24 protein-coding genes are annotated in these 19,411 nt (G+C 56.2%); 12 read left to right on the top strand and 12 right to left on the bottom strand.

What is annotated here, in order from left to right:
• Positions 1-2 precede the first annotated feature (2 nt).
• The 6 genes from ACFO5Q_RS08265 to ACFO5Q_RS08240 all read right to left on the bottom strand — a co-directional run bounded on the left by ACFO5Q_RS08265 (position 3) and on the right by ACFO5Q_RS08240 (position 3,369).
• The gene (locus ACFO5Q_RS08265; RefSeq protein ID WP_231727343.1) at positions 3-563 is read right to left on the bottom strand and encodes a lipid-binding SYLF domain-containing protein; all 561 of its coding nucleotides are present in this window, start codon (positions 561-563) and stop codon (positions 3-5) included.
• Between the two features lie 74 nt (positions 564-637).
• Complete coding sequence (locus ACFO5Q_RS08260) at positions 638-1,093, bottom strand: nucleoside deaminase (protein ID WP_068152277.1); 456 nt, start codon at positions 1,091-1,093, stop codon at positions 638-640.
• Positions 1,094-1,141: 48 nt separating this feature from the next.
• The gene (locus tag ACFO5Q_RS08255) at positions 1,142-1,588 is read right to left on the bottom strand and encodes a YqaA family protein (RefSeq protein ID WP_068152281.1); all 447 of its coding nucleotides are present in this window, start codon (positions 1,586-1,588) and stop codon (positions 1,142-1,144) included.
• A 6-nt stretch (positions 1,589-1,594) separates the two neighbouring features.
• A complete protein-coding gene (locus ACFO5Q_RS08250; RefSeq protein WP_068152282.1) occupies positions 1,595-2,020 on the bottom strand; it encodes a bleomycin resistance protein in 426 nt (141 codons plus the stop codon).
• Between the two features lie 4 nt (positions 2,021-2,024).
• Positions 2,025-2,891: an oxygen-dependent coproporphyrinogen oxidase gene (hemF, locus tag ACFO5Q_RS08245; RefSeq protein WP_068152285.1), complete on the bottom strand. Its 867-nt coding sequence runs from the start codon at positions 2,889-2,891 to the stop codon at positions 2,025-2,027.
• Positions 2,892-2,895: 4 nt separating this feature from the next.
• Positions 2,896-3,369: a tRNA (cytidine(34)-2'-O)-methyltransferase gene (locus tag ACFO5Q_RS08240; protein ID WP_068152288.1), complete on the bottom strand. Its 474-nt coding sequence runs from the start codon at positions 3,367-3,369 to the stop codon at positions 2,896-2,898.
• 308 nt (positions 3,370-3,677) lie between these two features.
• Here ACFO5Q_RS08240 and petA point away from each other — a divergent pair, with 308 nt between their 5' ends.
• The 5 genes from petA (at position 3,678) to ACFO5Q_RS08215 (ending at position 7,860) form a co-directional block, all read left to right on the top strand.
• A complete protein-coding gene (petA, locus tag ACFO5Q_RS08235) occupies positions 3,678-4,232 on the top strand; it encodes a ubiquinol-cytochrome c reductase iron-sulfur subunit (RefSeq protein WP_068152290.1) in 555 nt (184 codons plus the stop codon).
• 11 nt (positions 4,233-4,243) lie between these two features.
• Positions 4,244-5,515 (top strand): cytochrome b, encoded by a 1,272-nt coding sequence (locus ACFO5Q_RS08230; protein ID WP_068152291.1) that lies wholly within the window; start codon positions 4,244-4,246, stop codon positions 5,513-5,515.
• Between the two features lie 7 nt (positions 5,516-5,522).
• Positions 5,523-6,317 carry a cytochrome c1 gene (locus tag ACFO5Q_RS08225; RefSeq protein ID WP_082720066.1) on the top strand — a complete coding sequence of 265 codons (795 nt, stop codon included), beginning with the start codon at positions 5,523-5,525 and terminating at the stop codon, positions 6,315-6,317.
• A gap of 213 nt (positions 6,318-6,530) precedes the next feature.
• A complete protein-coding gene (locus tag ACFO5Q_RS08220; protein ID WP_156432062.1) occupies positions 6,531-7,247 on the top strand; it encodes a class I SAM-dependent methyltransferase in 717 nt (238 codons plus the stop codon).
• Between the two features lie 220 nt (positions 7,248-7,467).
• The gene (locus ACFO5Q_RS08215; RefSeq protein WP_068152300.1) at positions 7,468-7,860 is read left to right on the top strand and encodes a RidA family protein; all 393 of its coding nucleotides are present in this window, start codon (positions 7,468-7,470) and stop codon (positions 7,858-7,860) included.
• On the opposite strand, the gene ACFO5Q_RS08210 is transcribed toward ACFO5Q_RS08215, so the two are convergent.
• From ACFO5Q_RS08210 to ACFO5Q_RS08190, 5 genes are all read right to left on the bottom strand, one after another.
• Positions 7,857-8,168: a dATP/dGTP pyrophosphohydrolase domain-containing protein gene (locus ACFO5Q_RS08210; RefSeq protein WP_068152301.1), complete on the bottom strand. Its 312-nt coding sequence runs from the start codon at positions 8,166-8,168 to the stop codon at positions 7,857-7,859. The two genes, ACFO5Q_RS08215 and ACFO5Q_RS08210, sit on opposite strands and share 4 nt — an antisense overlap.
• 2 nt (positions 8,169-8,170) lie before the next feature.
• A complete protein-coding gene (locus ACFO5Q_RS08205; protein ID WP_068152303.1) occupies positions 8,171-8,809 on the bottom strand; it encodes a carbonic anhydrase in 639 nt (212 codons plus the stop codon).
• 5 nt (positions 8,810-8,814) lie between these two features.
• Positions 8,815-9,435: a PAS domain-containing protein gene (locus ACFO5Q_RS08200; RefSeq protein WP_068152306.1), complete on the bottom strand. Its 621-nt coding sequence runs from the start codon at positions 9,433-9,435 to the stop codon at positions 8,815-8,817.
• Between the two features lie 109 nt (positions 9,436-9,544).
• Positions 9,545-10,108, bottom strand: coding sequence for a PAS domain-containing protein (locus tag ACFO5Q_RS08195; RefSeq protein ID WP_269448991.1), 564 nt, complete (start codon positions 10,106-10,108; stop codon positions 9,545-9,547).
• Between the two features lie 108 nt (positions 10,109-10,216).
• Positions 10,217-10,705, bottom strand: a complete 489-nt coding sequence (locus tag ACFO5Q_RS08190) for a MarR family winged helix-turn-helix transcriptional regulator (protein ID WP_068152311.1) — start codon at positions 10,703-10,705, stop codon at positions 10,217-10,219.
• 113 nt (positions 10,706-10,818) lie between these two features.
• Between ACFO5Q_RS08190 and ACFO5Q_RS08185 the strand changes: the two genes are divergently transcribed.
• Positions 10,819-11,697 (top strand): branched-chain amino acid aminotransferase, encoded by an 879-nt coding sequence (locus tag ACFO5Q_RS08185; protein WP_068152313.1) that lies wholly within the window; start codon positions 10,819-10,821, stop codon positions 11,695-11,697.
• A 38-nt stretch (positions 11,698-11,735) separates the two neighbouring features.
• On the opposite strand, the gene ACFO5Q_RS08180 is transcribed toward ACFO5Q_RS08185, so the two are convergent.
• Positions 11,736-12,149 (bottom strand): helix-turn-helix domain-containing protein, encoded by a 414-nt coding sequence (locus ACFO5Q_RS08180; RefSeq protein WP_068152317.1) that lies wholly within the window; start codon positions 12,147-12,149, stop codon positions 11,736-11,738.
• Between the two features lie 207 nt (positions 12,150-12,356).
• Here ACFO5Q_RS08180 and ACFO5Q_RS08175 point away from each other — a divergent pair, with 207 nt between their 5' ends.
• The 6 genes from ACFO5Q_RS08175 (at position 12,357) to ACFO5Q_RS08150 (ending at position 19,395) form a co-directional block, all read left to right on the top strand.
• Positions 12,357-13,166: an outer membrane protein assembly factor BamD gene (locus ACFO5Q_RS08175; RefSeq protein WP_068152322.1), complete on the top strand. Its 810-nt coding sequence runs from the start codon at positions 12,357-12,359 to the stop codon at positions 13,164-13,166.
• A gap of 29 nt (positions 13,167-13,195) precedes the next feature.
• Positions 13,196-14,866, top strand: coding sequence for a DNA repair protein RecN (gene recN / locus ACFO5Q_RS08170; protein WP_068152324.1), 1,671 nt, complete (start codon positions 13,196-13,198; stop codon positions 14,864-14,866).
• A 3-nt stretch (positions 14,867-14,869) separates the two neighbouring features.
• Complete coding sequence (gene ligA, locus ACFO5Q_RS08165; RefSeq protein ID WP_068152325.1) at positions 14,870-17,236, top strand: NAD-dependent DNA ligase LigA; 2,367 nt, start codon at positions 14,870-14,872, stop codon at positions 17,234-17,236.
• An 8-nt stretch (positions 17,237-17,244) separates the two neighbouring features.
• Positions 17,245-17,850, top strand: coding sequence for an SEL1-like repeat protein (locus ACFO5Q_RS08160; protein ID WP_068152328.1), 606 nt, complete (start codon positions 17,245-17,247; stop codon positions 17,848-17,850).
• A gap of 57 nt (positions 17,851-17,907) precedes the next feature.
• The gene (locus tag ACFO5Q_RS08155; protein WP_068152330.1) at positions 17,908-18,870 is read left to right on the top strand and encodes a TIGR00341 family protein; all 963 of its coding nucleotides are present in this window, start codon (positions 17,908-17,910) and stop codon (positions 18,868-18,870) included.
• A 192-nt stretch (positions 18,871-19,062) separates the two neighbouring features.
• Complete coding sequence (locus ACFO5Q_RS08150; protein ID WP_068152334.1) at positions 19,063-19,395, top strand: hypothetical protein; 333 nt, start codon at positions 19,063-19,065, stop codon at positions 19,393-19,395.
• Positions 19,396-19,411: the final 16 nt, after the last annotated feature.

Here is a 19,411-nt window from a genome sequence, read left to right as displayed (position 1 = left end):
ATTTATTTCTTGTTCAGCTTCTTGTCCTGCCAGTATTTGGTGCCCTTGAGGGACGCCTGCAGGGCGAGACCTGTTTTGGTCATCTGGTAAACGCTGACCTTTTTGCTGAAGCCTGCTGCTTCGCCAATGTCACCGCCTTTTTCGTTCGATTTGGCAGCAGCGTCTGCCTCGCCCGAGAAATCCCAGCCTTTTTCGATAAAGTCGTTGAGGGCATCCCGGTCATGAAAGATAAAGACCGAGCGGAAGTCCTTTACGCCAAGGCCAAGGCCAACGCTGGCGTTGCCCATTTTCATGAAGGTGTCTTCACCAGTTTTCAGGTCACGAACCACACCACGACCGCCGCCGCCGCCAATCAGGAAAACCTGAACGCCGACATTCGAGAAAACGGCATAGCCTTCAGCCACGTCGATTTCGGCGCGGGTTTGTGGGCGTTCGGCAAACAGCTCGGCAAGCACCTGTTCCCGCATCTCCAAAATTTCTGCCCGTTTTTCATCCCGCGATTTTGCCGCAACCGGCAGGGTGAAGGCGCATACAAGCATCAGCGCCAGTACTGAACGGATCATGGTCATCATGTGCCCCTTTTTCTTTCAATCAATTCGTTGTTAGGCCCTAATCGTGGCAGCTCTGTGACACAAAATCACGATGCCGGGTCATTCCCTGCGATATCTTCGTCCCACAGCGTTGGTTTTTCACGGATAAAGCGCGCCATAAGGTCGGTGCAGCCCGGGTCGTCAAGGCGTATCACCTCAACGCCGTTTTCCCGCAGGAAGGCTTCATTGCCGTGGAAATTTTCTGCTTCGCCGATCACCACACGGGGAATGCCGAACTGCACGATGGTGCCGGCGCACATCATACAGGGGCTGAGTGTTGTGTATAGCGTAACACCGTCATAGCGGGGGCGCCTGCCGGCTGCGCGCAGGCAGGCCATCTCGCCGTGGGCTGTGGGGTCACCATCCTGCACGCGCCTGTTGTGGCCGCGTGCGATAACAGCGCCATTTTCCACCATCACCGCGCCGATGGGCAGGCCGCCCTCGTCATAGCTCTTCTGGGCCTGTGCCAGTGCCTCTGCCATGAAGGGTGCGTGGTTGGTCATTGGTAACTACCTGTAATAAAAGGAAACTTGATTCCAAGAATAGGCGTCTTAGGGTGCCAGCGCAAGGGCGTCAATGCCATACAGAATTGCGCCGTACCGGAAGGCTTTCCCGGCCGCTACCAGTGGGATGAACCACCTGAGCGGTACCCGGAAGGTGCCCGCGACAACGGTCAGCGGATCGCCGATCACCGGTGCCCAGGCAAGCAGGAGGGACCATCTGCCGTATTTGACAAAGAATCGTGAAACGCTCTCGAACTGTTGCGGTTTCACCGGGAACCAGCGGCGCTCCTTGAACTGGGCAATGCCGCGGCCGATCCACCAGTTCAGGATGGCGCCCAGCGTGTTGCCTAAAGTTGCCGCTATAAACAGAAGGCCTGGCTCACCCTTGCCAGCAGCCAGGAGGGCCGCGAACGTCACTTCGGAATAGGCGGGCAAAAGGGTTGCCGCCACGAAGGCGTTCAGGAACAGGCCGGCATAGATGGCAAGGTCGGGCATCGGCTGCTATTCCTTCGGCTTTTCGCCAAGAAATTCGGTGAACCGCAAGAGATAGCCGTCAGGATCCTGCACCAGGAACTCCTTTTGCCCAGACACTGTATCGCCGGTTTCGTACCATTCTTCGCTCATCTCTTCGAACAGTGGATAACCCGCTACCTGAAGCCGACCGTATATAGGCGCGATGGCTGTCAGCTCTAATTGGAAATTGACGCCACGCCCGAACGGAGGGGCGAGTTCCCCCGTTTGCCAGCTTTCAGCATGAAACTGTTCCAACATGATATGGACAGTTTCCTGTTCAAGATAGGCAAAGGGTGGCACTTCGCGTCGATTACGGACAGAAAAGCCCAGAAGGCCGGTATAGAATTCCAGTGATCGTCCGAAGTCGGAGACCGTCAGCTCTGGTACCATGCTGTTCCAGAATTTGCCTGCCATGCCCTTATGGCCACTTGGCTTCCGGCGGCAGGGACATCAGGATGGCCTCCACATTCCCGCCAGTCTTGAGCCCAAATGTGGTGCCGCGGTCATAAACCAGATTGAATTCGGCATAATAGCCGCGGTATTCAAGCTGCGTCTCGCGCTCTGCTGCTGTCCATGCTTCATTCATGTGCCGGCGCACCAGGGCTGGGTAAATCTCGTTGAAGGTGCTGCCTACATCCTGGGTGAAGGCAAAATCCGCCGCCCAGTCGCCACTGTTCAATTGGTCATAAAAGATGCCGCCTTCACCGCGCGCCCTGTTGCGGTGCTGGATATAGAAATACTCATCGCACCATTTTTTGAATTTGGCGTAATAATCCGGGTCGTGCCGGTCGCAGCATTCCTGGAAGGCTTTGTGGAAATCGGCCGTGTCCTTGGTGTTCGGCAGGGGGGCATTGAGGTCTGCGCCGCCACCAAACCAGCTTTTGGTGGTGGTGATGAAGCGGGTGTTCATATGCACCGCCGGAACGCGCGGGCTGTTCATGTGGGCCACAAGGGAAATGCCGGTGGCGAAGAAACTTGGGTCTTCGTCTGCGCCTGGGATGTTCTTGGCAAATTCGGGCGTGAAGGTGCCGTGAACTGTTGAGATGTTTACACCGACCTTCTCAAATACCCGACCGCCGCGCATCAAGGACATAGTACCGCCGCCACCCTGGGCACCATCGGCCTGGTTTGTACGCTCCCAGGTTTTGCGCTCGAATCGGCCCGCCGCGCGGTCCGCCATCGGGCCAGCATTATCATCCTCGATAGCCTCAAAACTCGCACAAATCTGGTCGCGCAGATCCTTGAACCAGTCAGCAGCTGCTTGCTTTTTTTCTTGTAATTCCATCGTGTTATCCCTGCTGCCCGCTTTTGGGCCAAGTGTCTGTTTGTCTAAGTGCTTCACCGAGAACCATTGCCAGAGAGACCGCCACATTAATTGATCGGGCGGCCTTTTGCATCGGAATGGTGATCCGGGCATCTGCCCCATGATGCACGAAATCCGGGGCACCGGCAGATTCGCTACCAACTATCAAAATGTCGCCGGGTTCAAAGGCGAACTCGGTGTAGGCGCTATCGGCCTTTGTGGTCAAGAGGACGAGTCGCTTTCCTTCAGCTGTCCGCCAGTCATCAAAAGCCTGCCAATCCTGGTGATGGTGCAGTTTGACGAGGTCTGCATAATCCATGGCAGAGCGCCTGAAAGCCTTGGCTGAGAACGGGAAGCCGCATGGCTCAATGACGTGCGCAGGCACGTCCACACAGGCCGCAAGGCGCAGCATTGTGCCGGTATTCTGTGGCTGGTCGGGTTGAAAAATGGCTATATCCATGGCGGCGAAGCTAATCGCTTGGCGCAAAAGGCGCAACGACAAGCAGGATGATGGGGCTAAAAACAGGTATTTTTTTTGGAAATATTCTGGATAAAGCCTTGCCTCTTTAGGCCCAGACGACTAAACAAATCCCAATTCGCTGGGCAGGGGCTGTCCGGCGATTGAATTTATGGTAAGCAAATGCTGCGACTTTGTGACGCGGGACTTTGCCACCAAGCTCGGGTAGAAATACGCGCGACTGGACATAAACTTTCGGGAAGCAAACGATTGATCGCCTTTCGCATCGCGTTCCTGTCAGGGAAGATTAGATGAGCACAATCAACGAAACAATTGAAGGTGAAGAAGGCGCCACACGGCGTGATTTTCTTCATGTAGCAGCCACCGGTTTGGGTGGCGTAGGCGCCGTTATGGCTGCCTGGCCATTCATTGACCAGATGAATCCAGCGGCCGATACACTGGCCCTGGCCACTGTTGAGGTAGACCTCAGCGCCATCGGCGTGGGCGAAGCCATTAAGGTCATGTGGCAGGGTAAGCCAATTTTCATCCGTCATCGTACGGCCAAGGAGATCGAGGAAGCTCGCTCCGTTGACATGTCTGAGCTGGTTGACAAGCAAACCGATGCAGAGCGTGTTCAAGAAGGTCGCGCCGAGTGGTTGGTGGTGACAGGCATTTGTACGCACCTTGGCTGTGTACCTGTCGGTACATCCGACGGTGAAGATAAAGGCGACTTTGGCGGCTGGTTCTGCCCATGCCACGGTTCGCACTATGACACGGCTGGTCGTATTCGGAAGGGCCCGGCACCAAAGAACCTTGCGGTGCCAACATACGCCTTCCTCAATGATACGACGTTGCAGATCGGTTAAGGGGAGCAATCATGGCTGAATGGATTGACGCAAAGCCTAAAAACAAGGCTGCCGCCTGGTTGGAAGAACGCCTTCCGGTCATCGGTCTCGTGAATAACGTCGTGGGTGTTGATACGCCAACCCCGCGTAACCTGAACTACTGGTGGAACTTCGGTTCCCTGGCTGGCCTGATGCTGATGGTGCAGATCATCTCCGGTATCGTGCTTGCAATGCACTATACACCGAACACGCTGATGGCTTTCGACAGCGTTGAGCGCATCATGCGCGACGTCAACTATGGTTGGCTGATCCGCTATATGCACGCCAACGGCGCAAGCTTCTTCTTCATCGCTGTGTATATCCACATCCTGCGCGGTCTTTACTATGGTTCCTACAAGGCACCACGCGAAGTACTGTGGATGCTCGGCCTGGTGATTTTCCTTCTCATGATGGCAACTGCCTTCATGGGTTACGTGCTGCCATGGGGCCAGATGTCCTTCTGGGGTGCGACAGTGATCACCAACCTGTTCTCTGCAATTCCGGTTGTGGGCGACAGCATCGTGACCCTGCTGTGGGGTGGCTTCTCCGTTGATAACCCAACGCTGAACCGCTTCTTCAGCCTGCACTATCTGCTGCCGTTCGTGATCACCGGTGTTGTGATCCTGCACATCTGGGCCAAGAAGGTATCCGACAGCGGCAACCCGCTGGGTATTGACGTGAAATCCAGCGCAGACCAGATCCCGTTCCACCCGTTCTACACGGTGAAGGACGCTTTTGGCGCCGCTGTATTCTTCGCGATCTTCGCCCTGTTCCTGTTCTACATGCCGAACGCGCTTGGTCACCCGGACAACTACATTCCGGCTGATCCGCTGGTAACGCCAGGTTCCATCGTTCCTGAGTGGTACTTCCTGCCATTCTACGCGATCCTGCGTTCCATCACGTTCGACATCGGCATTCCTTTCACCGACGTTGTGATCATCCCCGCGAAGCTTCTGGGTGTTATCGCAATGTTCGCAGCGATCATCGTGCTGTTCTTCCTGCCTTGGCTGGACCGCAGCAAAGTTCGCTCCGGTAAGTTCCGTCCGATGTTCCGCTGGTTCTTCTGGTTCCTGGTGATCGACATGGTTGTTCTGACCATCGTTGGCGGCAAGAAACCTGAAGGCATCTGGCCTGTCATCGGCCTGATCGGTACGGCCTACTATTTCGCACACTTCCTGATCGTGCTGCCGCTTCTCGCCAAATTCGAGAAAACGCTGCCACTGCCAGAGAGCATCGCGAACCCAGTAGTCAAAGCTGCAGAGTAAGGGGAATATGACGATGAAACTTGTTAAGAATATCGCGATTGCCCTCACTGCTGTTGCTGGCCTTGCCGGTACTGCGATGGGCGCGGGTGCTGCGAAGCATCCAATGCAAATGGAATGGTCCTTCGAGGGCCCGACCGGTACGTATGACCGTGCATCCGCTCAGCGCGGCTGGCAGGTTTACCAGCAGGTTTGTTCCGCATGCCACAGCCTGAAATACTTCCGTTTCCGTAACCTGGCTGAGCTGGGCTACGAAGACGACATGATCAAGGCATGGGCTGCTGAATACACGGTTGTTGACGGTGTGGACGACGCGGGTGACCCAAAAGAGCGTAAGGGCCTGCCACAGGACGCGTTCCCAAGCCCGTTCCCGAACCCAGAGGCTGCTGCGGCATCCAATGGCGGTGCGGTTCCTCCGGATTTGTCGCTGATCGCCAAAGCCCGTCATGACGGCCCGAACTATCTGTTCAGCCTGCTGACCGGTTATCAAGATGCACCGGCAGACCATGAGGCACCAGCTGGCAAGAGCTACAACCCATACTTCCCAGGTGGCAACATCTCCATGGCGCCTCCGCTTGCCGAAGGTATCGTTGAATATGAAGACGGTACAGCAGCAACGCAGGAGCAGATGGCTAAGGACGTTGTGAACTTCCTGATGTATGTGGCCGAGCCGAAGCTTGAGGCACGCCATCACATGGGCCTGAACGTCCTCCTGTATCTGATGATCCTGGTTGTCGTTCTGTACTTCTCCATGAAGAAGATCTGGAAGCCGGTTAAGGAAGGCAAAAACTTCTATAAGAAGTAAGCCTTTCCAAAGAGAATGACTGAAAGGGCTGCGCGTTGCGCGGCCCTTTTTCTTTGCGCGGGGCAGAAGGGTTCCAAGGCTTGCAACAGGCCGAATATGTGCAAGCTTGTCGTCGGGCAACAGTTATGATTAGATGGCGTTGAAAATACATTTTAAGGCGCGTGCGAGGGGGATAATCTGCCTGATTTTGAAATTTCCGATGCCCAGCATGCTGTGATCGATCAAGTTGTCGAACTGCAGAATAACAGGGAGCATAATTCCCTGAAGATTGCAGAAACGCTGCGTTATATGGCGGCAATGTATGTCAAGCCGCTCAGGGATCATGTGCACATCGAGGATGCGGTCCTGTGCGACTGTGCCGCTGGCTTTGGGTGGTTGGCTTTCGCGTATCTTTTGTCCGGTGGCAAACACGCTATCCTTGTTGAACCGCATGCCGGGAAGCTTGAGGCGTCGCGCAAGTTGGCTGCCGTCCTTGGTGTTGCGGACCGGTGCGAATTTCGGAACGATCTATTGCAGGACCTGTCACTCGCTGACAAATCGGTTGATGTCTTCGCCTCGATAGAGACCCTGGAGCATGTGGGGCGCAAGAACATACGGGCGGCGGTGGCCAATATCGCGCGCGTTACCCGGCGGGTGGTTCTGCTGACAGCACCAAACCAGCTGTCTCCCCTTGTCAGCCATGATGCGGGCGTGCCGTTTTCACACTGGCTGCCCATTGGCTGGCGCAGGCCCTTCTGTCGCATGCTTGGCGTAAGCCATAGCGAGTACCACCATTTTCCTGCTCCATGGCACTTGGGAGGATTGAGGAAAGATTTCCGCCCAAGCGCGTCTGCGCTGGTTTTTAGGGATTTCCGAGCTTGGCGCGACCACTACCCCATCTATAGTCCCTATGCTGGAGGCAGGTGGAAAATGGCTCCCCCGGTTGGCTAAGCATCTATATTAGAATTACCGCCGCCTTGTTCGGTCGGCATTCCTTTTGGATCAGCCCCAACCTGGCAAATGTGTGGGTGGCTCGTTCTACGCACTAGTATGATCGCTCGGCTGGCCCTGTTGTTAAGGTCCATGCGCGAGGCTACTATCCCATGCAGCTTCAAAAAAAGGATAAAAACCTGTGAAAACATTTGTCAGACTGACTGTTGCTCTCATCGCCATGTTTGCCCCTACAGCCACTTCGGCGGACGAGCAGGCAACACTGCCGTTCTCAAAAGCGGTGCGGGTTGGTGACATGCTTTACCTGTCTGGTGAACTGGGCGCGAAGCCAGGTGCCATGATGCTGGTGCCGGGTGGCATCGGGCCTGAGACCCGGCAGACCATGGAAAACATTAAGGCAACGCTGGAAGCCAGCGGGTCAGACATGGATCATGTGGTGAAATGCCTGGTGATGCTGGCAGACATTGGCGAATGGGCGGAGATGAACGAAGTTTATCGCACCTATTTCAAGCCTGGTCGGTATCCAGCACGCAGTGCTTTGGGCGCGTCTGGGCTGGCGCTGGGTGCTCGGGTCGAGATCGAGTGTATGGCCCGAGTGAAAGAGGACAGTTAGGTTCCCTGCGGCTTTATATGGCTGCCTGTGCCGTCGCCACTGGCGAGCCAGGAGCGGGCGCGGTTCTCCGCCATCTTGGCCGTAACCTCTTCGGTGAGGTTGAGGCCATTGAGCTCCATCAGGCGGTAAAGAAGTATGGCGATGTCCGCCGTTTCCTTACCGATTTCCCGCTTGTCACCCTGGGCCGTAGCTTCCAGCAGTTCATCAAGCTCAACCTTTGCCCTGCGCACAAGGACAGTTTGGTCAGAGACCGGGCCGAAGGTCTCCTCAGCCCATTTGGTAATGGATTGTTGCGTTTCGCTGGCCATAGCTAGCCAATGGTTTCCACATCAAGTGTGATTTTCTGCTTTGCCCGAACCTCCGATAGGTCCCCGTTGTGGATGTCGAAAATAAAGCCGACGACGGATAGCGTGCCTGCGTCCACGCGCTCGCGCACGAAGGGGAAGCTCTTGAGGTTCTGCAGGCTCAGGTGCACGGCTGCGCGCTCCAGCATGCGCTTGCTTTCGGTCTCATTCCGCTCGTCGAAGTCTTCATGGGTGCGCAGCCATTCCCTAAGGGGGCGCATCCAGTTATGGACAAAACTGTCGGTTGGCATGCTGTGGTCGATAACGCTGGCGACGCCGCCACATCCGGCGTGTCCCATGACAACGATATTGTCCACTTCAAGCACGGTAACGGCAAATTCGATGGCTGCAGATGTACCGTGATAGCCGCTGTCTTTTTCATAGGGGGGCACCATGGCCGCCACGTTACGGACAACAAAGAGGTCGCCCGGGCCGGCAGACAATATCTGCTGGGGCAGGACACGGCTGTCGGAACAGGCAATCATCAATGTGTGAGGCCTCTGGCCCGATGTGGCCAGTTCTTCATAAAGGGCGCGGTCACTCTCGAAAACCGTATCCCTGAAATTTTGATAGCCCTTGATGAGGCGTTCGTCGATCTTGCTCATAGTGACTAACTTGTCCATTTTGCGACGTCTTGCAAGGTCAATCTTTCCGCGTCTTTGTTCGTACTATTTCTGTGGAAGATGAAATTCTCTATGTAGGCGGCAGGGGCGCCTGCGCCTAGGTCAAGGTACCGCAAGTCTTTGATGTGATCGTCGCTCTGGTCTTCAAGGGGGCGCATGCCTCTGTCGTCAATGGCTTTCCGGCCGAGGCCATAAGCCATGACATACCGAACCTTCCCGGCGTCATCGGCCAGGGGGAGGTGCAGCGTTTCATGCAGGTAGCGGCTACCGCTGTTGGTCGAGATAATGTCCCTTACAAAAGCACCGCAAGGTGTGTCCACGATATAGTCATGGAAAGCAGCGACGGATTTCCTGAACTGATCGGGCAGGAGGTCATAATAATTGACGCCGTTCAGGGGGTAGCCTGCTGCACGCTCAAAGGCGCTTCCAGCATAACGGATAGGCAGGTTCATTTTGCCTATCATCTCAGTTACGCAAATCTGCGGCAGAAACTTACCGAACCTCATGGGTGACAGGTCAGACCGGCGGGGCAGCAACGGGTGTGCTTCGCGCGGCAGCTGTAACCACCGTTCAGTGAACGGCAGAAAAGACTCAGGTAGGATGTTCATGCAGGACCCCTCGTGCAAGTCAGGCCTATCATCGCATGATGTGGCCTCAAGTTCAATTTGATACGAACGATGCCGGGCTGCGGATCAGCTTAAGGGGGCGTTTGTATATTCAGGCAGCGCTGAACTGAAAGTCGGCGACATGCTCGCGCGGTGCTCCATTACCGACATCCATATAAAATAGTTCCTTGATGTTGGATTCGTTGTGGTTGCCAGTTGACCGTGGTGAAAGGTCTCCATAGGGCTTGCGGCCTACGCCATAGACCAGCAGGTAGCGAACAGCACCTTCGTCGTTCACCAGGGGCAAGTGAACTGTATCATGGACGTATCGACTGCCTGATGCCGCAGTTATGACATCACTGACATAGGCGCCGCAGGGGGTGGTCTGGATCAGGTCATGAAATCTTTCGGTCGCGGCCAGGAATCTCTCCGGCAAGATGTCATAGTAATTTTCAAGCTCAGAGCCAAAGCCTGCTAGTCGTTCGAATTCGCTGCCGGCAAATCGGATCGTCATGTTTCTAGGGGCCAGGAACTCGGTGATGCAGACAAGGTGCAGGAATTCGCCAAAGAGGACAGGGCTGATATCCTTTTTATGGGGCAAAAATGAATGCGCCCTGCGGGGTAGCCCCCGCCAAGCCTTTATGAATGGAGCAAATTCACCCGGTGGCTCGAACATATTGATCCCGTTGCTACGACATTGCCCAGTCTATCGTGAGGCAAACCCGTTATTTTTCAATTAATAGCTACGGGGCGGGCAAGATGTCGGTTCATTCGGGGGGGGGCTTTATTTTTCAATCTGCCGCAGAACGGCTTCGCGCTCGTCTTCATTCACGATGTTCAGAAGAACTTCCCAAAAGCCTGCGACTGCTTCGGGCCCGGCCTTTTTATAAGCCTCGGCCACGCGCTGACGCTGGGTTTCAAACAGTTCTTTTTCGAACGCCTTGCCTTTGTCCGTCAGGTAAAGAAGCCGTTGGCGACGGTCCTCGACGCCTGATACCTGGTCCACATAGCCTTCTTCGACAAGTTGGCCCAAGACCCGTGACAGGCTCTGCTTGGTGATCCGCAGGAGACTGAGGAGGCCCGAGACTGTTGTGCCAGGGTTGCGGCCAACGAAATAGAGCACGCGGTGATGCGCCCGGCCAAAGCTTGAGTCTGCCAGAATATTGTCCGGGTCGCGTGTAAAATCGCGATAGGCGAAATACAAAAGCTCAATACCGCGCCGGAGTTCTTCTTCACGTAAATAAAGGTTCGAATGTGGTAATTTTCTTTGCATAAGCCTGATAAGCGATATATGTCAGTGATGTTGACATAATATCGACAGAATGTTACATCGATCAAGTAAAAAGCGACATAATCTTATTTGTTTCGTGTCTGTGGAGAACAAAAATGGCATCTGCCCCTTATGATGACCGCGATGGTTGGATCTGGATGGACGGTGAATACCGTCCCTGGCGCGATTGTACCGCCCATGTGTTAACCCATGCCCTGCATTATGGCGGCGCGGTCTTTGAGGGACAGCGGGCCTATAACGGTAAGATATTCAAACTTAAAGAACATACCGAGCGTCTTTTCAAGTCTGCTGAAATGCTGGGCTATAAAATTCCCTACACGCAGGACCAGATCAATGATGCCTGTATGGAGCTTTTGGACAAGAATAATCTGGTAGATGCCTATTGCCGTCCGGTCGTGTGGCGCGGCAGTGAAATGATGGGCGTTGCAGCTCAGAACAATACCATCCATGCCGCTATTGCCGTATGGGAGTGGCCTTCCTATTTCTCTCCGGAGGCTCGCATGAAAGGCCTGCGACTGGATATTTCCAAGTGGCGGCGTCCGGCGGCTGACACGGCGCCTGTACATGCCAAGGCATCCGGCCTTTACATGATCTGCACCATGAGCAAGCACGCAGCCGAAGCCAAAGGCTTTGATGATGCGCTGATGTATGATTATCGCGGTCAAGTGGCGGAAGCTACCGGGGCCAACATCTTCTTCGTCAAGGACGGAGACCTGCATACGCCAACGCCTGACTGTTTCCTGAACGGCATAACCCGCCAGACAGTGATCGAGCTTGCGAAAAAGCGCCAGATCAAGGTGATCGAGCGCGCTATCATGCCGGAAGAAATGGAGGGCTTCGAGCAGGCATTCCTTACAGGTTCCGCAGCCGAAGTGACGCCACTTTCCGAGATCGGTCCATATAACTTTGAAGTTGGTGATATCACGAAAGCGCTGATGCTTGATTATGACGCGCTTGTAAAAGGGGAAGCCTGAGCGGGCTCCCCGACCCCCGGTTGCGTGTAGTCCTGACCTCAAGAGGTCATGATTTTTGAGTCCTTTATCGCGCGGACCAGATCGCTGAGCGCATCCCGGACATTCACGTTCGGGAGCGTCTCAAGCTCTGGAATGATCAGGTCCATATCCGTGATCTTGCCGCTCAGGATTTCATCTCCCGCCGGTAGTCCCTCATAAAAATCGGACACTTTTGTTTGCAGGATATGTGCAAGAAGATAAAGCCGACCGGCGCTGACACGGTTCTGGCCGCTTTCATATTTTTGTACCTGCTGGTAGGAGATGCCAAGGATATTGGCAATGTCCTGCTGGCTGAGTTCAAGTGCTCGACGGCGGTCCCGAAGGCGCCTGCCGACATGCTTGTCAATCAGGTCGGCCTTGCGCGCCGACAAGCCACCCTGCTTGTCCTCAATTTCGTCACTTTGCGGCGCCATAGAGTCTCCTTCGCTCTTGAAAGGGCTATTCCCCGTTGGCGCTTGCGGCTTCCTGTGCTAGAGAATTCGCCTACGCTGAATTGATGGGTGGGAATTACCTTTCAGTGATTGTTGAAAATATACTAATGGTTGCATTAGGCTGAGACTAGAAATCTTATGCAAGAATTGCAAGCATGCATTTCAGATGTGCGGGAGTAAGGTACTGACATGGCAGCAAATTGGCTGAAAACATCTATTCTGGGCGTCGCGCTTATCAGTGTTGCTGCGTGTAGTTCCAAAGATGAAGAAGACGTATATGTCGCGCGAGATGTTGAGGTTCTTTACAACCTTGGCCAGGACAACCTGAAGAAGAAGCGTTTCCGTCTGGCGGCTGCGGCGTTCGATGAAGTGGAGCGCCAGCACCCTTATTCGGTGTGGGCACGGCGGGCGCAGCTTATGGCCGCATACGCGCACTATCAGACCAACAATTATGATGATGCGGTTCTGGCGGCTGAACGCTTCCTCCAACTGCACCCAGGCAACCGGTCGGCACCTTACGCCTATTATCTGATTGCGTTGAGCCACTATGAACAGATTTCAGACGTCGGTCGTGACCAGGCGCAGACGCTTAAGGCCCAAGCATCGCTGACCGAAGTTATCCGGCGTTTCCCGGACACCGAATATGCGCGGGACGCACGGCTGAAACTGGACCTGACACTTGATCACCTTGCGGGCAAGGATATGAAGGTTGGTCGCTTCTATATGAAGCGGCAGGAGTATCTGGCGGCCACCATGCGTTTCCGCAATGTCATCCAGAATTACCAGACCACCAGCCACACGCCGGAGGCGTTACACCGCCTTGTAGAATCATATCTGGCGCTTGGTGTCTACGACGAAGCCAAAATGGCGGCCGCCGTTCTGGGCCACAACTATCCTGGCAGCAAATGGTATCGCTACAGCTATGCGCTCCTGAGCGGCAAGGATATGAGGCCAGAAGGTAAGAGCGGCTCCTGGTTGGGTAAACTCTGGCCATTCTAAGGGAATCGGCCAATTAAGGGGAGAGCGCGATGCTGACCAGTCTCAGCATTCGTGACATTGTATTAATCGAAAAGCTGACCCTGTCCTTTTCGGCGGGCCTTACGGTTTTGACCGGTGAAACCGGTGCGGGCAAGTCCATCCTTTTGGACAGCCTTGGCCTTGCGACCGGCGCGCGGGCAGACCGGGCCCTTGTGCGCCAAGGCCAGGAAAAAGGCATGGTTTCGGCGGCCTTTTCCGTGGCAGCAAGCCATCCGGCCTGTTTGCTTCTTGAGGATCAAGGGCTCGATGGCGGCGACGGGGAAATCATCCTCCGGCGCCAGATCACCGCAGATGGTCGCAGCAAAGCCTGGGCGAACGACCAGCCGATCGGGCAGGGGCTCCTTTCGGATGTTGGCGCGCTCTTGGTGGAAGTGCATGGCCAGCACGATGACCGCGGCTTGCTGGACAGTGCAGGGCACCGTGCTCTTCTTGATAATTTTGGCGACTATGGCGCGGAGATGAAGGCTGTTGCTGGCGCGCACAGCGAACTTCGCGACGCGTCAAAGGCGCTGATGGATGCGGAAGAAATGCTGGCGAACGCCAAGGCGGACGAGGAGTTCCTTGAGCATGCAGTGGCCGAGTTGGATACGTTGGGCCTTGAAGAAGGCGAAGAAGAGGCACTGGCGGAGCGCCGCACACTTATGATGCAGGGCGAAAAGCTGGCCGATGACCTGAAGACCTATCAGGACGATCTGGCTTCGGACGGCGGCGTGGATGCAACCGTGCGCGGCGTGCTTCGGCGCATGGAGCGCACGGAAGGCGCAGCCGGTGAGCTGCTGGCCCCCGTAATCGAAGCGCTGGACCGCGCGGCGATTGAGCTTGGCGAAGGCATGGCAGCGCTGGATCGGCTGGCGCAAGACCTTGATTTCGACCCGCATGAGTTGGAGCGGACGGAAGAGCGCCTGTTTGAGATCCGCCGCCTCGCGCGCAAGCACAATTGCCAGCCTGACGAGCTTCCTGCGCTGCTTGAAAACCTGAAAACCCGATATGCAGCCGTAAGTGCGGGGGATGAGATGGTGGCTGAGGCCCGCGCCCGCGTGGCTGCTGCCCGCAAGGCCATGACCGCGGCGGTGGAGACCCTGAGCGCCAAGCGCAAGGCCGCAGCTTTGGAACTTGATGCCCTGGTGATGGCGGAATTGCCGCCCCTGAAGCTTGAGAACGCCCAGTTCCGCACGGCGGTGGAGACCCTGCCGGAAAGTGATTGGACGGCGCAGGGCGCAGACCGGGTAAGCTTTGAAGTGAAAACCAACGCAGGCACGCCCTTTGGCGCACTGGTCAAGATCGCATCGGGCGGTGAGCTGGCGCGCTTCATCCTGGCGCTTAAGGTTGTTTTAGCGCGTGGCTCCAGCACACCGGTGATGGTGTTCGATGAAGTTGACAAGGGCATTGGTGGTGCGACTGCCAGTGCCGTGGGCGAGCGCCTTCGCCGCCTGTCCGATAGCGCGCAGGTGCTGGTTGTGACCCACAGCCCGCAGGTGGCCGCACGTGGCAACCGCCAATTCCAGATTTCCAAAGGCGACCATGGAGCGGAAACCCGTACCGATGTGGTTGCCCTTGAAGACGAGGCCCGGCGGGAGGAAATCGCCCGTATGCTGGCCGGCAATGTGATTACCGATGCAGCCCGCGCGGCCGCAGACCAACTTTTGCATATCGATGGATAATTGATGGCTGATTTGTTTACAGTACCCGCCAAGGATTTGACGGAGGATCAAGCGCGCCGCGAGCTGGCGCAGCTGGCGATGGAGATCGCCACCCACGACCGCCTGTATCACGGCGAGGACGCCCCAAAGATTTCCGACGCGGACTATGATGCCCTCAGGCGCCGCAATGACGAGATTGAGGCCCAGTTCCCGCATCTGGTGCGGAAGGACAGCCCATCAAAGCGCGTGGGCGCAACTGTCCGGGCCAGCAAGTTCGAGAAGATCAAGCATGCAAAGCCCATGCTTTCGCTCGATAACGCCTTCAACGATGACGATGTGCGCGAATTTGTGGGCAGGGTGCGGCGTTTCCTAGGCGTGGGGGACAATGTTCCTGTGGCGCTGACAGCCGAACCCAAGATTGATGGCCTCTCATTGGCACTCCGGTACGAACAGGGAAAGTTAGTGCAAGCAGCCACGCGCGGCGACGGCACGGTGGGCGAAAATGTCACCACCAACGCCCGCACGCTGGACAGCATCCCCGAAGAACTTCAGGGAGAGGGCTGGCCCGATGTCCTTGAGGTGCGCGGCGAAGTTTATATGGGCAAGGAAGATTTCCTCGCGCTCAACAAGGCGCAGGAAGGAAAAGGCGCCAAAGTGTTCGCGAACCCGCGGAATGCCGCCGCGGGTTCTTTGCGCCAGCTTGACAGCAGCATTACCGCCTCGCGCCCACTAAAATTCTTCGCCTATGCCTGGGGTGAGGTATCCGAGATGCCGTCCGGCAGCCAGATGGGTATGATTGAGCTCTTCAAATCCTGGGGTTTCGACGTGAACCCGCTGATGGTGCTGTGTGATGGTGCGGACAGCGCGGTTGAGCATTATCACAAGATTGAAGTTGAGCGACCAACCCTCGATTACGATATCGACGGCGTTGTCTATAAGGTTGATGACCTGGCGCTGCAGGACCGCCTTGGCATGGTGGCACGTGCCCCGCGCTGGGCCATTGCGCACAAGTTCCCGGCTGAAAAGGCTATGACCATCCTGCGGGATATCGATATCCAGGTTGGCCGCACTGGCGCCCTGACGCCCGTGGCCAAGCTGGAGCCTGTCACAGTAGGCGGTGTGGTGGTCTCCAACGCCACCCTGCACAACAGGGACGAGATCGCCCGCCTTGACGCCCGTATTGGCGATACGGTCGTTATCCAGCGGGCAGGGGACGTGATCCCGCAAGTTGTGTCTGTTGTGCTGGAACAGCGCCCAGTGGATGCTGTGCCGTTTGAGTTCCCGGAAAACTGCCCGGTGTGCGGCTCTCACGCCGAAGCGTCGGACGATGATGTGGTTATCCGCTGCACGGGTGGGCTGGTATGTTCTGCCCAGCAGGTGGAGCGCCTGCGCCATTTCGTCTCGCGTGGCGCCTTCGACATTGAAGGTCTTGGCGCCAAACAGGTGGAACAGCTGTTCGAGCGCAAGTGGATCGCCGAGCCCGCCGATATTTTCAAACTCGCGGAAAAGAACGAAGCCGAGGGCGGCGCTATGCAGAAATGGGAAGGATGGGGAGACCTTTCCGTTTCCAACCTGATGGCCGCGATCGAGGAGCGCCGGGACATTGATTTCTACCGCGTGATCTTCGGCCTTGGCATTCCGGGTATCGGCGCAGAGACCGCCAAGCTGCTGGCCCGCAATTTCGGCACGCCGGATGCGATGGTGGCTTATCTGGCGCGCGGGCTAGAGCTGATGAACGGCTTGACCGCCAAGGGGCTTTCCGCCCATGAGGTCAGCGCCATCAACTATTGTTTGCTGGCCTTCGGACACCTGAAGGATTTTGAGGCCGCGCTGCAGCCGACAGACCTGTTCGTGGCTGGCGAAGGCTTTATTGGCCTTGTGGCCGCGCGGCTTGCCCGCATTGATGCAGGGACATTGAAGGCGGAAAATATCCGCGTCAGCCGGCTGCGCACAGTGGCGGGGCTTGAAGGTGTCAACCTTTCAAATGAAGGGCTGCGGGCCTTGCGGGCACACAACAGCGAACTGACGGATATCGACGGCATCGGCGGCGATGTGGTGCTGAGCCTTGCTGACTTTTATCTGGAAGAGCGCAATCGCGCAGTGCTGCACCGGCTTTTGGATGCGCTTAATGTGCGTGAAGTGGAGGCGCAGGCGACCGACAGCCCGGTATCGGGCCTGACAGTGGTCTTTACCGGTAGTCTTGAAAAGATGACCCGCAATGAGGCCAAGGCAAAGGCCGAGTCTCTCGGTGCCAAGGTGGCGGGGTCCGTTTCCAAGAAAACCGATATCGTTGTGGCTGGCCCGGGCGCGGGCTCAAAGCTAAAGAAAGCCGAAGAACTGGGCGTGCGTGTCATGACCGAAGACGAATGGCTCACACATATCGGCGCGTAGGGGGCCTGATGCGGATAATCGCGGTTTACATTGTATCTTGTTTTGCTTTTAGCGGCATGGTTGGCGCAGCCCAGCAAGTAGCTCACCCCCTTGGCATTCCAAAGGCGTCTTATATCAAGCGATACGGAAAGGGATTGCCACCCCCGCCGAAGGGTGAGTGCCAGCTTCTAGCCGAGCGCCTTGGAGAAGATCACGTTGAAGCCTTGCAGTGCCGCGCTGCCGATAATGACGTCGTGGCGATGTACCTTATTGGCAGGCATCATGAATTCAAAGTATCTTCGCCCGAAGATATTTCGTTCGCCGTAGAATGGTATGAGCGAGCGGCAGGCGCTTTGGATGGGCCGCTCTGCGAAGAAGTGGATGAAGTCTTTACGGGTATTTCAGGTCAGAAACTGTGCCTCCCTTTGCTAGATTACGGAACGCCTGTTGCGCAATATCATCTTGGACTGCTTTATGCGGCTGGAACCAAGCTGGATCGGGACCTCAAACAATCCCGGTTTTGGTTGCTGGCAGCAAAGGTGAGAGGGCTGGAACAAGTCGACGCGGCGCTAGTGGCTCTTGATGATCTTGAGCGCCGGATCGCCGAGCGGCAGGCGAAGGAAGCCGAGCAATAAGCTTCTTGCCTGCATAGCATCCCTTCGCTAGGCTTTTACCCTTAGGGGAGAAAAGCTATGCCGCTCAAGATGTTGCATGTCACGGTGCCGGTTGCGGCCGAAGCGCAGATCAGGAAGATCGCCAGCGCCAACAGCGTTATAAGCTGTGAACGGGCTGCTGAGCTTGAAGATGATCATGTCCAATATCACTTGCTAACACGGGCAGGCGAACGCCAGAAGGTCATTGACGATATCCAGAAGCTACTGGGGACCTCAAGCCGGGCGCGGATCAATATCATGCCGGTTGAAGCCACTTTGCCTGACGTGGAAGCGCGTGAAGCAGGCGACACCCGCGAAGAGCTAATGATAAAGATGCGCCAGGGCGCCCATCTTGACAGCGGCTATACGGTGCTGACGCTGTTGTCGACCATCGTGGCGCTGATCGGCCTTGTGCAGGACAATGTGGCTGTCGTAATCGGCGCCATGGTGATCGCCCCGCTTCTGGGGCCGAACCTTGCATTCGCTTTCGGCACCTCCCTTGGCGACAAGAAACTAATGAGCGAAGCCTTCACAACCGCCTTTGTCGGTATGTCCCTTGCTGTGGCTATGGCGGCTATCGTGGGTGTGATTTGGGGCGAGCTGCCAGAAAGCCGCGAGCTCCTCAGCCGCACGGAAGTGGGCCTTGGCGGCATGGCCTTGGCGGCTGCAAGCGGTATCGCGGGTGTCTTGTCGCTGACATCCGGGCTTTCAATGACACTGGTCGGGGTGATGGTTGCGGTTGCACTTTTACCGCCTGCCGCAACCTTTGGGTTTATGCTCGGAATCAAACAGTGGCAGTTGGCAAATGGCGCGCTTCTTCTCCTGATTGTTAACGTCGTTTGCGTGAACCTTTCCGGCCTTCTGGTGTTCTTTGCCAAGGGTATCCGGCCCAGGCTGTGGTTTGAGCGGCGGATGGCTACACCCTATATTTTGTCGGGTATGGCGGTGTGGGGCCTGCTGCTGGTACTTCTTTTTTTCGTCATCGACGCGACACCTTCCTGAAAAAACTGACCAATATCCTCCTTTCTTTATTCGTTCAGCGGGATGCTAAAACTTTCAAGCTATGCGTTTTATGCATAGCTTGTCTGCGTTTTTAACGTCTTCTTAATCATGCGACGGAGGCCTATCTAAGCCCTGTCAGCAGGGGCTGGCGAAGCCCACATAAGGGCACAAAATTGGTTAAGGAGAAGACCAATGGCTGCGACAGCAAAAATGAACGAACAAATTTCAGCATTCAGCTTCATGGGCCTGATGGCCGCTGAAGGCAAAATTCCCGGTGTTGTAAGCGGTTCCACTGAAACGCACTCTCTCTTCGCGGCTGGCGAAGAACTGATTAGCGAAGTGGCATCCGACCTGACGGCAACCGGTGACTTTTTCACCCTGATGACCGAAGCAGGCATGATGCGCCCGGTTGAGCCAAAGCAGAAGACAGCGTTCCAGATCAAAATCACCCGCCCAAGTGGCCTTGGTGGTGGTTTCGGTGGCATGAGCGGTGGCGCTTTCGGCGGCGGTGCGTTCGCTCACTAATCCCTGCGGTTGGCCG

Origin of the sequence: Kordiimonas lipolytica (assembly GCF_042651265.1) — a bacterium.
GTDB classification, from domain to species: domain Bacteria; phylum Pseudomonadota; class Alphaproteobacteria; order Sphingomonadales; family Kordiimonadaceae; genus Kordiimonas; species Kordiimonas lipolytica.
The sequence above is the reverse complement of the archived record's forward strand: the minus strand, read 5'-3'. Positions and strand labels throughout refer to the sequence as shown.

Coding starts and splice junctions, on each gene's coding strand:
- ACFO5Q_RS08260 (WP_068152277.1), bottom strand. CDS start 1,093: ATGACCAACCACGCACCCTTCATGGCAGAGGCACTGGCACAGGCCCAG.
- hemF (WP_068152285.1), bottom strand. CDS start 2,891: ATGGAATTACAAGAAAAAAAGCAAGCAGCTGCTGACTGGTTCAAGGAT.
- ACFO5Q_RS08210 (WP_068152301.1), bottom strand. CDS start 8,168: ATGGCCAGCGAAACGCAACAATCCATTACCAAATGGGCTGAGGAGACC.
- recN (WP_068152324.1), top strand. CDS start 13,196: ATGCTGACCAGTCTCAGCATTCGTGACATTGTATTAATCGAAAAGCTG.
- ACFO5Q_RS08180 (WP_068152317.1), bottom strand. CDS start 12,149: ATGGCGCCGCAAAGTGACGAAATTGAGGACAAGCAGGGTGGCTTGTCG.
- ACFO5Q_RS08175 (WP_068152322.1), top strand. CDS start 12,357: ATGGCAGCAAATTGGCTGAAAACATCTATTCTGGGCGTCGCGCTTATC.
- petA (WP_068152290.1), top strand. CDS start 3,678: ATGAGCACAATCAACGAAACAATTGAAGGTGAAGAAGGCGCCACACGG.
- ACFO5Q_RS08240 (WP_068152288.1), bottom strand. CDS start 3,369: ATGGATATAGCCATTTTTCAACCCGACCAGCCACAGAATACCGGCACA.
- ACFO5Q_RS08200 (WP_068152306.1), bottom strand. CDS start 9,435: ATGAACATCCTACCTGAGTCTTTTCTGCCGTTCACTGAACGGTGGTTA.
- ACFO5Q_RS08250 (WP_068152282.1), bottom strand. CDS start 2,020: ATGGCAGGCAAATTCTGGAACAGCATGGTACCAGAGCTGACGGTCTCC.
- ACFO5Q_RS08190 (WP_068152311.1), bottom strand. CDS start 10,705: ATGCAAAGAAAATTACCACATTCGAACCTTTATTTACGTGAAGAAGAA.
- ACFO5Q_RS08185 (WP_068152313.1), top strand. CDS start 10,819: ATGGCATCTGCCCCTTATGATGACCGCGATGGTTGGATCTGGATGGAC.
- ACFO5Q_RS08265 (WP_231727343.1), bottom strand. CDS start 563: ATGATCCGTTCAGTACTGGCGCTGATGCTTGTATGCGCCTTCACCCTG.
- ACFO5Q_RS08195 (WP_269448991.1), bottom strand. CDS start 10,108: ATGTTCGAGCCACCGGGTGAATTTGCTCCATTCATAAAGGCTTGGCGG.
- ACFO5Q_RS08255 (WP_068152281.1), bottom strand. CDS start 1,588: ATGCCCGACCTTGCCATCTATGCCGGCCTGTTCCTGAACGCCTTCGTG.
- ACFO5Q_RS08225 (WP_082720066.1), top strand. CDS start 5,523: ATGACGATGAAACTTGTTAAGAATATCGCGATTGCCCTCACTGCTGTT.
- ACFO5Q_RS08150 (WP_068152334.1), top strand. CDS start 19,063: ATGGCTGCGACAGCAAAAATGAACGAACAAATTTCAGCATTCAGCTTC.
- ligA (WP_068152325.1), top strand. CDS start 14,870: ATGGCTGATTTGTTTACAGTACCCGCCAAGGATTTGACGGAGGATCAA.
- ACFO5Q_RS08205 (WP_068152303.1), bottom strand. CDS start 8,809: ATGAGCAAGATCGACGAACGCCTCATCAAGGGCTATCAAAATTTCAGG.
- ACFO5Q_RS08215 (WP_068152300.1), top strand. CDS start 7,468: ATGTTTGCCCCTACAGCCACTTCGGCGGACGAGCAGGCAACACTGCCG.
- ACFO5Q_RS08155 (WP_068152330.1), top strand. CDS start 17,908: ATGCCGCTCAAGATGTTGCATGTCACGGTGCCGGTTGCGGCCGAAGCG.
- ACFO5Q_RS08230 (WP_068152291.1), top strand. CDS start 4,244: ATGGCTGAATGGATTGACGCAAAGCCTAAAAACAAGGCTGCCGCCTGG.
- ACFO5Q_RS08160 (WP_068152328.1), top strand. CDS start 17,245: ATGCGGATAATCGCGGTTTACATTGTATCTTGTTTTGCTTTTAGCGGC.